Source organism: Pseudodesulfovibrio sp. (assembly GCF_028692895.1).
Lineage (GTDB): Bacteria > Desulfobacterota > Desulfovibrionia > Desulfovibrionales > Desulfovibrionaceae > Pseudodesulfovibrio.
This window is the reverse complement of the sequence record NZ_JAQUWN010000003.1, coordinates 1-13333: the sequence shown is the minus strand read 5'-3', so window position 1 is coordinate 13333 and position 13333 is coordinate 1. Positions and strand designations below refer to the sequence as shown.

The 13333-nt window shown below is 65.9% G+C and carries 14 protein-coding genes; 5 read left to right on the top strand and 9 right to left on the bottom strand.

What is annotated here, in order from left to right:
• Positions 1–79 precede the first annotated feature (79 nt).
• Positions 80–1318, top strand: a complete 1239-nt coding sequence (locus tag PHP91_RS01215) for a type II toxin-antitoxin system HipA family toxin (RefSeq protein ID WP_300135716.1) — start codon at positions 80–82, stop codon at positions 1316–1318.
• 30 nt (positions 1319–1348) lie between these two features.
• On the opposite strand, the gene PHP91_RS01210 is transcribed toward PHP91_RS01215, so the two are convergent.
• From PHP91_RS01210 to PHP91_RS01170, 9 genes are all read right to left on the bottom strand, one after another.
• Entirely contained in the window at positions 1349–1996 is a 648-nt protein-coding gene (locus tag PHP91_RS01210; protein ID WP_300135714.1) for a DUF374 domain-containing protein, read from the bottom strand.
• 225 nt (positions 1997–2221) lie between these two features.
• A complete protein-coding gene (gene glyA, locus PHP91_RS01205; protein WP_300135712.1) occupies positions 2222–3460 on the bottom strand; it encodes a serine hydroxymethyltransferase in 1239 nt (412 codons plus the stop codon).
• A gap of 193 nt (positions 3461–3653) precedes the next feature.
• The gene (gene fabF, locus PHP91_RS01200; protein ID WP_300135710.1) at positions 3654–4892 is read right to left on the bottom strand and encodes a beta-ketoacyl-ACP synthase II; all 1239 of its coding nucleotides are present in this window, start codon (positions 4890–4892) and stop codon (positions 3654–3656) included.
• A gap of 103 nt (positions 4893–4995) precedes the next feature.
• Positions 4996–5232 carry an acyl carrier protein gene (locus PHP91_RS01195; protein ID WP_300135709.1) on the bottom strand — a complete coding sequence of 79 codons (237 nt, stop codon included), beginning with the start codon at positions 5230–5232 and terminating at the stop codon, positions 4996–4998.
• Positions 5233–5268: 36 nt separating this feature from the next.
• Entirely contained in the window at positions 5269–6012 is a 744-nt protein-coding gene (gene fabG / locus PHP91_RS01190; protein ID WP_300135708.1) for a 3-oxoacyl-[acyl-carrier-protein] reductase, read from the bottom strand.
• A 138-nt stretch (positions 6013–6150) separates the two neighbouring features.
• Entirely contained in the window at positions 6151–7140 is a 990-nt protein-coding gene (locus PHP91_RS01185) for a beta-ketoacyl-ACP synthase III (RefSeq protein ID WP_300135706.1), read from the bottom strand.
• A 62-nt stretch (positions 7141–7202) separates the two neighbouring features.
• Positions 7203–8225 carry a phosphate acyltransferase PlsX gene (plsX, locus tag PHP91_RS01180; protein WP_300135878.1) on the bottom strand — a complete coding sequence of 341 codons (1023 nt, stop codon included), beginning with the start codon at positions 8223–8225 and terminating at the stop codon, positions 7203–7205.
• Between the two features lie 16 nt (positions 8226–8241).
• Positions 8242–8421, bottom strand: coding sequence for a 50S ribosomal protein L32 (rpmF, locus tag PHP91_RS01175; protein ID WP_300135704.1), 180 nt, complete (start codon positions 8419–8421; stop codon positions 8242–8244).
• A gap of 85 nt (positions 8422–8506) precedes the next feature.
• The gene (locus PHP91_RS01170; protein WP_300135703.1) at positions 8507–9028 is read right to left on the bottom strand and encodes a DUF177 domain-containing protein; all 522 of its coding nucleotides are present in this window, start codon (positions 9026–9028) and stop codon (positions 8507–8509) included.
• 203 nt (positions 9029–9231) lie between these two features.
• Here PHP91_RS01170 and rpmB point away from each other — a divergent pair, with 203 nt between their 5' ends.
• The 4 genes from rpmB to PHP91_RS01150 all read left to right on the top strand — a co-directional run bounded on the left by rpmB (position 9232) and on the right by PHP91_RS01150 (position 13268).
• Positions 9232–9447, top strand: a complete 216-nt coding sequence (rpmB, locus tag PHP91_RS01165) for a 50S ribosomal protein L28 (protein WP_300135701.1) — start codon at positions 9232–9234, stop codon at positions 9445–9447.
• Positions 9448–9654: 207 nt separating this feature from the next.
• Positions 9655–10923 (top strand): extracellular solute-binding protein, encoded by a 1269-nt coding sequence (locus PHP91_RS01160; protein WP_300135699.1) that lies wholly within the window; start codon positions 9655–9657, stop codon positions 10921–10923.
• Positions 10924–10932: 9 nt separating this feature from the next.
• Positions 10933–12852, top strand: a complete 1920-nt coding sequence (locus PHP91_RS01155; RefSeq protein WP_300135698.1) for an ATP-binding protein — start codon at positions 10933–10935, stop codon at positions 12850–12852.
• A 143-nt stretch (positions 12853–12995) separates the two neighbouring features.
• The gene (locus tag PHP91_RS01150; protein ID WP_300135697.1) at positions 12996–13268 is read left to right on the top strand and encodes an SHOCT domain-containing protein; all 273 of its coding nucleotides are present in this window, start codon (positions 12996–12998) and stop codon (positions 13266–13268) included.
• The last annotated feature ends 65 nt before the right edge of the window (positions 13269–13333 follow it).

Below are 13333 nucleotides of genomic sequence, written 5' to 3'. Positions count from 1 at the left end.
ACCGCCGAGCTGGGCAAGGTGCTCGACCTGCTGGACGCCCTGGGGCTCGAAACCCGCCTGGCGGCGAAGGGATAGGGCCATGCCCGGACAACTGGGAGTCTGGTTCGAGGGGCGGCGGGCCGGGACGCTGACGCGGTCCGGCAAGGTCCACATGACCTTCGCCTACGATCCTGAATGGATCGAAAGCGGCTTTCCGCTTTCCCTGAGCCTCCCCTTTCAGGAGAAGGCCTTTCCCAGGGAAGCGACAAAGGCGTTCTTCGACAACCTGCTGCCGGAACAGCGGATCAGGGCGCTCGTTTCCAAGCAGATTCAGATTTCGGGAAACAACACGTTCGGATTCCTGGAAACTATCGGCGGCGAGTGCGCCGGGGCCCTGACCATCCTGCCGGAAGGCGACCGTCCCGCCACAAGGCCCGACTACGCCCCCATCGGCAAGGAGGCCTTGGGGGAATTGATTGCGCAGCTCCCCCGCCGCCCGCTCCTCGCCGGGGAGGACGGCTTCCGGCTTTCCCTGGCCGGGGCGCAAAACAAGCTCCCGATCGCGCGCCTGGGGGACAAATTCCTCCTGCCGGTGGACGGCGCGGCCAGCACGCACATCCTCAAGCCCGCCATCGACGACCTGGAGGGGACCATCGAAAACGAGGCCTTCTGCATGACCTTGGCCGCTGTCGCTGGCCGCAAGGTGCCGGAAGCGGAAATCCTCGACACCTATCCGCGCGCGTACATGGTGCGGCGCTATGACCGAGTGGTTGAGGAAACCGGCGTGCGCCGCCTCCACCAGGAGGATTTCTGCCAGGCCCTGGGGCTCCCCGCCGCCCTCAAGTATCAGAACGACGGCGGGCCGGGGTTCAAGCAGTGCTTCGAGTTGCTGGACCACTGCCGCCAGCCCGACGAGGACCGGCGCGCCCTGTTCGCCATGGCCGTCTTCAACCACCTCATCGGCAACACCGACGCCCACGCCAAGAATTTCTCCCTGCTCTACGCGAATCCGCCGCAGCCCGACCTCGCGCCCTTCTACGACCTCATGTGCCTCGGCGTGTACCCGGGCATGGCCGAGAAAAACGCCATGAAGATCGGCGGGAGCTACGACCCCGCCTTCATTCGGAAAAGGCACTGGCTCCGGCTGGCCGATGAGGCCGGGCTGCCCGAAGCCGAGGCCTTGAGCCTCCTTGCGCACGACACGCAGATGCTCCCCATCATGGCCGAGATCGTGGCCGAGGAGTTCCAGTCCCATTACGGCAAGTCCCGGATCGTGCCCAAGATCGTCGAATTCATTCGCGCCCGGTGCCAACAGGTCGCGGACCGGCTGGCGGACTGAGGTATAAGGCGTGAAAAATGGCGCGGCGAGCTAGGCCGGGGCCAGCGCGTCCAGCTTGTCCTTGAGCCGCCGCCGCTCCTCGGCGAGCACGGCTTCGTCCAGCTTTTCCGGGCTCACGGCGTAGGGCTCGCCCACGAACAGTTCGCTGCGGGAGCAGGGCCAGGGCAACTGGAACCGGTCCCAGGCGTTGGCGAAAACCTTCTTCCGGGCCGAATTCGCCCGGATGGGCACGATCCTGGCCCCGACGTGCTGGGCCAGGAAGATCGCCCCGTTCTTGGGCGCGTGGCGGGGGCCGACCGGGCCGTCCACGGCGAAGACCGCCATCCGGTTCTCCCGCTCCATGACCCGCCTGGCCTCCAGCAGCGCCCGAACCCCACCGTGCGAACTGGACCCGCGCACCGTGGTCTGGCCGAGCCCCTCCATGATCGAGGCCACGAACTGCCCGTCCCTGCTGGCGCTCACGACGCCCATCAGCCCGGTGGCGTACACGCACCCGTACCCGGCGATGGGAAACAGCTCGTCGTGCCACAGGGCGATGACGAACCGCTCGCCGTCCCGGTTGCGCCGCAGGATGTCGCCCAGGGAATCGGGCACGGTGAAACGCATGGTCCTGATCCATGCCTTGAACAGGACCGCAATGGCCGGGGCGAACCGGACCGGCTCGATAGGAATATTCATCTGACCCGCTTTTCGACGTCGCTACAAGGTGGGGGAAAGGGCGACATTGCGTATTACGCCACGAACGGCCCTCCACCATGACGAGATCATTCCGTTTTCGGGTGATTTTGGTGAAGACGCGGGACGCCCGCCCCAGGCCCCCTGCCGCGCAAGGGAACCGGGAGGGAGGAAAAAGGGCGGCCCGCAAGCGGACCGCCCTCAAAAGGCTGGAGTATTCCGGCGACCCTACCAGGCGTAGAGCGGGAACTCGCGGGCGAATTCCTCGACCTCGACGCGAATTTCTTCCAGGGTCTTGTCGTCGCCCATGTTGTCCAGGGCGGCGGTGATGGCCTCGGCCACCACGATCATGTCTTCCTCGATCATGCCGCGGGTGGTCAGGGCCGGGGTGCCGATGCGCACGCCCGAGGTCTGGAACGGGGACTTGGTCTCGAACGGGATGGTGTTCTTGTTGACCGTGATGCCCGCCTTGTCCAGGGCGATCTGGGCGTCCTTGCCGGTGTAGTCCTTCTCGGAGAGGTCCACCAGCATCATGTGGTTGTCCGTGCCGCCGGAAACCAGCTTGTAGCCCGCCTCCTGGAGGGAGGAGGCCAGTTGCTTGGCGTTCTTGACCACCTGCTGCTGGTACTCCACGAAGCCCGGGGACAGCGCCTCGCCGAAGGCCACGGCCTTGGCCGCGATGACGTGCATCAGCGGGCCGCCCTGGATGCCGGGGAAGATGTTGGAGTTGAGCTCCTGCTCCAGCTCCTCGCCGCCCAGGATCATGCCGCCGCGCGGGCCGCGCAGGGTCTTGTGGGTCGTGGTGGTGGTGTAGTGGGCGTACTCGATGCAGGACGGGTGCTCGCCCGCGGCGATGAGGCCCGCGATGTGGGCCATGTCGACCATCAGCTTGGCGCCCACTTCATCGGCGATGGCGCGGAAGCGGGGGAAGTCGATGATGCGCGGGTAGGCGGAGGCGCCGGCGATGATCAGGGACGGACGGTGCTCCTTGGCCAGGGCCTCGACCTGATCGTAGTCGATGGTCTGGGTCTCGCGGGAGACGCCGTAGTGCACCATGTTGAAGAGCTTGCCGGAGAAGTTGACCGGGGAGCCGTGGGTGAGGTGCCCGCCGTGGGACAGGTCCATGCCCATGACGGTGTCGCCGGGTTTGCAGGCCGCGAAGTAGACGGCCATGTTGGCCTGGGAGCCGGAGTGGGGCTGGACGTTGGCATAGCCCGCGCCGAAGAGCTCCTTGGCGCGCTCGCGGGCCAGGTCCTCGGCGATGTCCACGAACTCGCAGCCGCCGTACCACCGCTTGCCGGGATAGCCCTCGGCGTACTTGTGGGTCAGGATCGACCCCTGGGCCTGGCGCACGGCCGTGGACACGAAATTCTCGCTGGCGATGAGTTCCAGCTTGGAGACCTGGCGCTCGGCCTCTCTGATGATGGCCTGGGCCACTTCGGGGTCTTGAAGAAGCAGTTCTTCCATGGTGATGTTCCTTTGCTAGAGGGTGGATGCGAATGGCTTCCCATCCCAATCACGCTTCGGCGGTCCTTGCGGCCGCGGGGTTCCGGGTTCAACGCCGTACCCGCCCGCCGCTCCCACCGTCGCCTGCCGGGTGGAGATCCGTCCTTATATTGAAAAAGGGGGGCGCGTACGGCTCCCCCTTGTTGTCTTCTTCCTATCCGGCGAAGCGCTTGAACAGCGCGCAGGCGTTGGTCCCGCCGAAGCCGAAGGAGTTCGACAGCGCGTACTCCGCCTGCTTCCTACGCGGCCCGTCGACCGTGATGTTCAGGTCGCAGTCCGGGTCCGGGGTGTCCCGGTTGATGGTGCCGGGGATGACGCCCTCGGCAAGGGTCTTGACCGCGAACACGGCCTCGACGCCGCCCGCCGCGCCCAGCAGGTGCCCGATCTGGGACTTGTTGGCGCAGATGTCGATGTCGTAGGCGTGGTCGCCGAAGACCGTCTTGATTGCCCTGGTCTCGCACAGGTCGTTGAGCTTGGTCGAGGTGCCGTGGGCGTTGATGTGGTCCACCAGGGCGGGGTCGATGCCCGCCTCGCGCACGGCGGCGGCCATGGCCAGGGCCATGCCGGAGCCGTCCTCGGGCGGCGCGGTCATGTGGTACGCGTCGCCGGACGCTCCAAAGCCCACGACCTCGGCCAGGATGTTCGCGCCGCGCGCCTCGGCATGGTCCAGGGACTCCAGGAGCAGCAGGCCGCAGCCCTCGCCCATGATGAAGCCGGTGCGGTCCGCGTCAAAGGGACGCGAGGCCAGCTCGGGCTCGTCGTTGCGGGTGGAGAGCGCCTTCATGGCGTTGAACCCGGCCACGCCGAGGGCCGTGATGGTCGATTCCGCGCCGCCGCAGATCATGACGTCCGCCCGGCCCATGGCGATGTCGGTGTAGGCGTATCCCACGGCGTGGGTGCCGGAGGCGCAGGCCGTGGTGGTGCAGACGTTGGGCCCCATGGCGCCGGCCTCGATGGACACCTGACCGGCGGCCATGTTGGCGATGAGGATCGGGATGAAGAAGGGAGAGATGCGGCTCGGCCCCTTGTCGAGGAGCTTGGTATGCATCTCCTCAATGGTGTGCAGGCCGCCCAGGCCCACGCCCACGATGGTGCCCGCCCGGTGCTTCTCGGCCTCGGGGATGGTCCACCCGGCCTTGTCGAACAGCATCCGGGTGCAGCTCACCGCGTACTGGGTGAAAGTCTCCATGCGGCGCGCGGCCTTCTTGTCGATGTAGACGGTGGGATCGAATCCCTTGACCTCGCCCGCGATCTTGGTCTCGAACCCCTCGGTGTCGAACCTGGTGATCCGGCCCACGCCGGATTTTCCGGCCAGCAGGTTCTGCCAGCTCGTTTCCACGTCATTGCCGAGCGGTGTGACCGCGGCAACACTGGTGACGACAACCCTGTTCATAAATACCGTTCCCGTGTTGTCTTCGGAGATAAAAGAAAAAGGAGCGTCTTACACGCTAGGTGCGCAAGACGCTCTGACAAAAGCATGGTCGGACGAGACGTCCTTAGCCCTGCGCCTTCTGGATGTGGGCGATGGCGTCGGAAACCTTGACGATCTTCTGGGCTTCCTCATCGTCGATCTCCAGGTCGAATTCCTCTTCCATGGCCATGATCAGTTCGGTCAGGTCCAGGGAATCGGCGCCCAGGTCTTCAACGAAAGCGGCGTTTTCCACGACTTCGTCAGGGCTCACGCCGAGCTGCTCCACGATGATCTCTTTCACTTTGGCTGCTACGTCGGACATAACTTTCCTCCAGTCTCGCTTGTTTTTTTCTTGGGGTTACATGTACATGCCGCCATTGACGCCAAGCACCTGGCCGGTGATGTACCCGGCTCCGGGTCCCGCAAGGAAGGCGACGGCGGCAGCGATATCCTCGACGTTGCCGAGGGATTTGAGCGGAATTTCTTCGAGCATGGCCTCCACGATCTTCTCGGGAAGCTTGGCGGTCATGTCGGTTTCGATGAAGCCGGGGGCCACGGCGTTGACCGTGATGCCCCGGGCGGCCAGCTCCCGGGCGGCGGACTTGGTCAGGCCGATGAGCCCGGCCTTGGCCGCGCTGTAGTTGGTCTGGCCCGCGTTGCCCATCTGGCCGACCACGGAGGTGATGTTGACGATGCGCCCGCTTCGCTGCTTGCCCATGATCTTGGACGCTTCCTTGAGGAAGGTGAAGCAGCCGGTCAGGTTGATGGCGATGACCTTGTCCCAGTCGTCGTCCTTCATGCGCATCATCAGGCCGTCGCGGGTGATGCCCGCGTTGTTGACCAGGACGTCGAGGGCGACCTGCCCCTTGATCTCCAGGCCGAAGAAGTCTGCCACGGCCTGCCGGTCGCCGGAGTCGAGCTGAAAGGCCTTTGCCTTGCCGCCCGCCGCCTCGATGGCCGCCACGGTCTTTTCGGCCTCTTCGGGACGGCTGACGTAGGTCAGGTAGACCTCGAAACCGTCGGCCGCCAGCCGCTCGGCCACGGCGCGCCCGATGCCTCGGGAACCGCCCGTCACCAGGGCCACGTGGGGAAGATCACTCATTGCCGCACCTCGCAAAGTTGCTTTGGTCTGCACCCAATATACCAATCCGTCCCCGACTGCAAACGCGCATCCTCGGGACGGTGGTGTCGTCTATCACACCAGTGTTACGAAAGTATAGCGAAACCCATGTTTGAATGCCTAAAAACGCACCAGGGCCGAGCCCCAGGTGAAGCCGCCGCCGAAGCTGGTCAGCAGCACCAGGTCGCCGGGCTTGATGAACCCGGTCTTGACCGCCTCGGACAGGGCCACCGGGATGGAGGCCGCCGATGTGTTGGCGTAGCGGTCGATATTGGCGAAGACCTTCTCGGGCGGGATCTCGAACTTGCGCCCCACCGCGTCGATGATCCGCCAGTTGGCCTGGTGGGGCAGCAGCACGTCGATCTCGGACTTGCCGACGCCGTGGCGCTCCAGCAGGGCCTCGCAGATGGAGGTCATGTTGCGCACCGCGTGCTTGAAGGTCTCGCGGCCCTGCATCTGGACGAAATATTCCGGTCCCACGGGCTCGCCCATCTTGTAGGCGTAGGCCGAGCCGCCGCCGTGCACGGTGAGCAGGTCGCCCAGGGAGCCGTCGGCCGCCAGCATCATGTCCAGGAGCCGGGGCCGCTCGTCCTCGCCGCCGCCGGTAAGCACCACCGCGCCCGCCGCGTCGCCGAAGAGCACGCAGGTGGCCCGGTCATCCCAGTTGGTCCGCCGGGAGATGACCTCGGCAGCCACCACCAGGACCTTGGCCTCGGGCTCAAGCGCCAGGTAGCCGCGCGCGGTCTGGAGCGCATAGAGGAACCCGGAGCAGGCGGCCGAGACGTCGACGCACATCTGCCCCGAGATGCCGAGCTTGCTCTGGAGCACGCAGGCGGTTGAGGGGATCATGGAGTCCGGGGTGAAGGTGGCCACCACGATGTGGGTCAGCTCGGCGGGCTCCATGCCCGCCTCGGCCAGCGCCTGGCGGGCGGCCTGCGCGGCCATGTCGGACGCCGACTCGCCCTCGGCCACTATGTGCCGCTGCTTGATGCCGGTCCGGGAGGTGATCCATTCGTCGGTGGTGTCGACGATCTTTTCCAGATCGGCATTGGTCAGCACGCGCTCGGGCGCGTAATGGCCGAAGCCGCGAATAATGTAGTTGGTCTGCATTGGGGGTGTGTAAGCGAATGAGGGGAGCGGGTCAAGGGCGCGGGGGACGCCCGGCCATCCGCTCAGGCGGCGGGCCGGTCGGCCTTGGTCAGGCCTGCGTGGGCGGCCAGGCCCGCTTCCAGGTGCTCGTGGGTCTTGTTGCGCACGCTGGTGGCGGCCATGCGGATGCAGTTGACCATGGCCAGCTCGTTGGACTTGCCGTGGGCCACGATGACCACGCCCTTGAGCCCGAGTAGCGGGGCCCCGCCGTATTCGGCGTAGTCCACCACCCGCTTGAACCGCTTGAAGGCGCGCAGGGAGAGCAGGACGCCCAGCTTGGACAGCCAGCTCGACGTCAGCTCCTTCTTCAGGATGTGGCTCATGGACTTGGCCAGCCCCTCGGACAGCTTCAGGGCAACGTTGCCCACGAAGCCGTCGCAGACCACCACGTCCACATCGCCCGTGAAGATGTCGCGCCCCTCGACGTTGCCGATGAAGCGCAGGTCCGACGCCCGGAGCAGTTCGAAGGCCTCGCGCACCGTGGCGTTGCCCTTGCCCTCCTCTTCGCCGATGGAGAGCAGCCCCACCGAGGGGTTCTCCAGGCCGAGGACGTAGCGCGCGAGCACGTCGGCCATCAGGCCGAACTGGAACAGGTGCTGGGGCTTGGAGTCCACGTTGGCGCCCACGTCTATGAGCACCACCGGGGTCTTCTCCGTGGGCATGATGCCCGCCAGGGCGGGACGGAGCACGCCGGGAATGCGGCCGAGCACGAACATCCCGCAGGCCACGGTGGCCCCGGAATTGCCCGCGCTGACCACGCCGTCGGCCTTGCCCTCCTTGACCAGGCGGGTGGCCACCTGGATGGACGAGTCCCGCTTGCGCCGAAGCGCGTCGCCGGGCTTGTCGTCCATGGTCACCACCTGGGTGGCGGGGACCACCTCGATGTCCAGCCCGTCGGTCCTCAGGGGAGCGAGCTCGGCGCGGACCTGCGCCTCGTCGCCCACCAGGATGATGGACACGCCCTCGCGGGCGGCCTCGACAGCGGCGGGAACAACGACATGGGGGCCGAAATCGCCTCCCATGGCATCCACGGCGATGCGTGGAATCGGTCCCGTGCCGGAGCTAGGCTTCTTCGCTGCTGACAACCTGGCGACCCTTGTAGGAACCGCAGACGGCGCAGACGCGATGGGGAAGAGTGGGTTCACCGCACTCGCAGTAGACCACGTTGGGAACGGCGACGTGATCGTGGGAGCGGCGCATGCCCTTGCGGGACGGGGACGTCCGTTTCTTGGGAACAGCCATGATAGTACCTCGTTATCTTAGAAGGTTGTCTTCTTTTGCCTGGCGCGGCGACCCGGGCGCTTGCCCAGGGTTCCGCCGGAGCCCGCTATTTTATCTTCAAGTTGCGGAAAACCGCAAGCCTTTCGTCGCCGTCATCCTGCACGCAGCCGCAGTCGCCCTTGTTGAGGTCCTTGCCGCACTTGGGGCAGACGCCCCGGCAGGACTCGGAACAGAGCGGCCTCACCGGCAGGGCCAGGGCGAAGGCCTCCCAGAGGACCGCGCCCATGTCGAGCTGGAGCTGGCCGCTGACCACGCGCACCCTCGGTTCGTCGTCGTCCCCCTCGGCGTCGGGCAGGTGCTCGTACACGTCGAAGGTTTCGTCGATGGCGAACTCGAAGGGCTCGGCGCAACGGCCGCACGGGATCATGACGGAGCCCGTAAGGGACCCGCGCACCAGTGCGCCCTCGTCGGCCTGGGGCTGCACGGTCACCTCTGCCGCCAAGTCGCGTCCGGGAGCGAGGGGAATGGCGAATTCCGCCCATCCCTGCCGCCAGATTTCCTGGTCGTCAAAGGTGAAAGTCTTGCCCTGGGGCGAGATGTCGCTGATGGGCATCCACAGATCGAGCATGTTCGTCCTCCGCCCGGACCCACAGGTCACGGGCAACGGAGGTTCCTATATGGGAACTTTTTCCCAGTCAAGAAAAAAACCCTTGCCATTTGCCGAAAGGCTCGGTAAGGATTCTCTCCCGCCGCCTGGGAAACCCGAAAGTCCCGGTCGGTGAGCAATACACGAAATTCAACATTTATATAGGAATATACCAGGAGGTCGCCATGTCCCAGGTTTGCGATATTTGCGGAAAGGGTCCCCAGTCCGGTCACAATGTGAGCCACTCCCACATCAAGACCAACCGTCGCTTCATGCCCAACCTGCAGAAGGTCCGCCACCAGCTTGAGTCCGGTCAGGTCGTCACCATCAAGGCCTGCACCCGCTGCATCCGCAACGGCGCCGTGGTCAAGCCCGTCGCCACCGCCAAGCCCGAAGCCTAGGCTTCCGGCAGGCGATCCGAGCATTTCCGCTGCCGCCGGTTTCCCCGGTGGCAGCTTTTTTGCGTTCTGCGGCCTGCCGCGCGCCCGGGCGCGACGCCGCCGCCCCGCAGTATAACCGTATTCCTTTCTTTCCATGTTCATGCTAGGTTGCGTGACCATAGGCGTATGCCGCAATGCAATCCCCGCTTCGGACAGGAGAAAAACACAGTGTCCCTGCCCAAGACCATTCCCATGACGCTCGCCCTGGCCCTCGTTGTCCTCCTTGCCGGGCCGGGACGGACGAACGCGGGCAGAGACCTTGTCTTTCTGCACTACTGGACCGACGCCTTGAGCGGCGGCATCAATGAGATGGCCGACGCCTACAACCGCGCCCATCCCTCGGCGCGGATCAGGACCACCGGATTCGAGCACGAATCCTTCAAGCAGGGCATCCTGTCCATGCTGGCGGGCAAGAGCGCGCCGGACCTGTTCTCCTACTGGGCGGGGGCGCGCACGCGCGACCTTGTGGACAGGGGCTACGTCGCTCCCATCGACCGGGTCTGGGCCGACGCCGGGCTGGACCGGGTCTTTCCGCCCTTCGTGCAGCGGGCCTGCACCTACGACGGCCGCAAGTTCGCCTTGCCGCTGACCCTGCACCACGTCGCCTTTTTCTACAACAAGGCCATTTTCCGCAAACTCGGCCTCACGCCGCCCGCCAACTGGGCGCAGTTCCGCGCCGTGTGCGAAACCCTGCGCCGGGCCGGGGTCACCCCCTTCGCCCTGGGCTGCCGCGAGCGCTGGCCAGCCCAGTTCTGGTTCGATTACCTCCTGCTGCGCACGGCCGGGCCGGACTATCGCGACCGGCTCATGCGCGGCGAGGCGGCCTACGACGACCCGGAGGTCTCCCGCGTGCTGTGCCAGTGGCGACAGATGCTGGAGGCGGGCGACTTCAACGACCAGGCCGCCCAGCTCGACTGGGCCGAGGCCGCCGGGCTCGTGCAGTCCGGCAAGGCGGCCATGACCCTGATGGGTTCCTGGATCATCGGCCTCTTCGACGGCCGGTTCGGCTGGCGGGAGGAGGTGGACTACGACTACTTCCCCTTCCCGACCATGGGCTCCGGCGTGCCGAACACGGCCCTCGGCGCCATCGACGTCATCCTGGTGGCCGAGAACGGCTCGCCGGGACAGGCGGACAAGATTCTGGCCTATTTTTCGGACCCCGGCCCGCAGATGGAGATGAGCCGCGGCTCCGGGGCCCTTTCACCCAGCCTGGCCATCCCGCCATCCTTCTACTCGCCCCTCAAGCAGCGCATCCTGCGCGACGTGCGCGCGGCGGACCGCTGGGCATTCAACTACGACCTCTCCACCCCGCCCGCCGTGGCCGGGCCGGGGCTCGACGCCTTCAAACTCCTCGTGGCCAACCCCTCGGACCTGCGCGAAATCCTTCCCCGGCTCGCCGAGCAGGCCCGCAAGGCCTTCCCCGACGGCCGGCCGTAGGAGCCTCTCATGCCGCGTCCCGGAAAGAGCCTCATCTTCAAGTTCAGCGCCGTAGTGCTGCTGGTGGAATTTTTCGTCCTGACCTCGCTCGGGCTGTTCTACACCGAGACCTTCTCCCGCGAGATGGACCGCTACCTGGTGGAAAGCGTCCAGGCCCCCGGCAAGCTCATGAACCGGCAACTGCTGCGCTACGAATCCGTGGGCAGCGAGGAGGTCATGAAGGAGCTGGTGGGCGAGGCGTTCCTGGACGGCATGGTCGTGGGCGCGGGCGGCCGCATCTACTACGCCTTCCGGCCCGGGCTGACGGGCAGGAACATCAGCGAGGTCCCGGAGGCGCGGGCCGACCTGCTGACCAACACGGACGAGCAGGTCCTCTACTACGACCAGACCCGGCACCCGGCCGCCATCGTCTCTATCACCCCCCTGCACGCCTACAGGGGGGCCAAGCCCTTCTTCCGGGTCTACATCCGGGCCACCACCGCCGACGTGACCATGCGCAAGCGGCAGATCGCGGGCACGTTCATCTTCGGCTCGGCCCTGTGCATCATCCTCACCTCCCTGGCGATCATCGGCTACTCCCGCAGGCACGTGGCCAAGCCGCTGTCCGAGCTGACCCGCTCCGCCGACGCCCTGACGCGGGGCAACCTGGACGTCCCGGTCCCGATGGAGCGCCACGACGAGATCGGCGTCCTGGCCCAGAGCCTCGACACCATGCGCCACGCCATCAAGGCGAACATCCGCGAACTCCAGTTGGCCAACCTCGCCCTCAAGGACCGGGAGGGGCGGCTCCAGGCCCTCATCGACGCCCACCCGGACCGGATCATCCTCACCGACTGGCACGGGAGGCTCCTGGACATCCACCCCGGCGACCGCGACGACCTGCTCCTCAAACCCGAGGCCATGCAGGGGCGGAAGCCCCATGATCTCTACGAGCCGGAGCTTGCCGGAAATATCCTCACCCTGGTGCGCCGGACCATCACCACCGGCCAGAGCCAGAACCTGGAATACACCCTGCAAAGCGAGAACGGCCTGGTCTGGTTCGACGGCCGCACCTCGCGCGTGGGCGACGAGGACGGCGAGGACGGCACCGTGGTCTGGGTGGCCCGCGACATCACCTACCGCAAGGAGATGGAGAAGCGGATGATCCAGTCCAAGGAGGAGGTGGAGCGGATGAACCAGCGGCTGCGCGAGCTGGACCGGACCAAGTCCACCCTGGTCTCCTCGGTCTCCCACGAACTGCGCACCCCGCTGACCTCACTGCTCGGCTTCTCCAAGCTCATCCTCAAGAACTTCTCCAAGCATTTCTGGCCTCTGGCCAAGGGCAACCACCAGTTGCTGACCAAGGGATCGCAGATCGTGGAGAACCTGAACATCCTGCTCCACGAGGGGGAGCGCCTCTCCCGGCTGATCAACGACGTCCTGGACCTGAACAAGATCGAGATGGGCTACACCGAGTGGCACATGGAGCGCATCCAGCCCGGCGACCTGGTCAGGCGGGCGGCCAACGCCGTGTCCGGCCAGTTCGACGGCAACCGGGACCTCTCCCTCGCGACCCGCGTGGACGACGGCCTCCCGGACATCGTCGTGGACCCGGACCGTATGCTCCAGGTCCTGCTCAACCTGCTGACCAACGCGGCCAAGTTCACCGGGAGCGGCACGGTCACCCTGGCCGCCTCCTCCCCGGCCGCCGGGCTGGTCCGGTTCCAGGTCACGGACACAGGGCCGGGCATCCCCCCGGAGGAACGGGAGCGCGTCTTCGACATCTTCCATCAGGTGGGCAAGCGCGACCCGGCCGACGACAAGCCCCAGGGCGCGGGCCTCGGCCTGGCCATCTGCCGCGAGATCGTCCTCCACCACCAGGGCACCATCTGGGTCGAATCCGAGCTCGGCAAGGGCTCCTCCTTCATCTTCGAACTGCCGGTGCACTGATTTGTGCAAAACATTGTCCGCCACCGGGCAACGTTTTGCACGTTTGCACATCCCTCCGATCAAGCCGATCACATAACATACTGAAATATAAAGATTTAAAGTTTGGCACGCCCTATGCTTTCCCCAAGGCAAAGGAGACGATCATGGACTTCACCAGCGCGTTCAACTTCGGTTGCGGCGGCCCCGGCTTCTGGCACGGCTTCGGCGGCGGCGCAATGGGCTTCTTCCCCTTCCATATCGGCGGAATCATCCCGCTGCTGCTCATCGGCCTGATCGTCTACTTCATCGCCCGCACCATGCGCACCCCGGCCACCGACACGGGAGCGCCCTCGCCCCGGGACGTGCTGAAGCGCCGCTACGCCGCAGGCGAGATCGACCGCGAAACCTTCAACCGCATGAAGGACGAGTTGGAGTAACTTTTTTCCCTCCGCGACAGACGCGATCTACACCTCCCCGCAGTCAGGGCCGCCGACCGATTCAG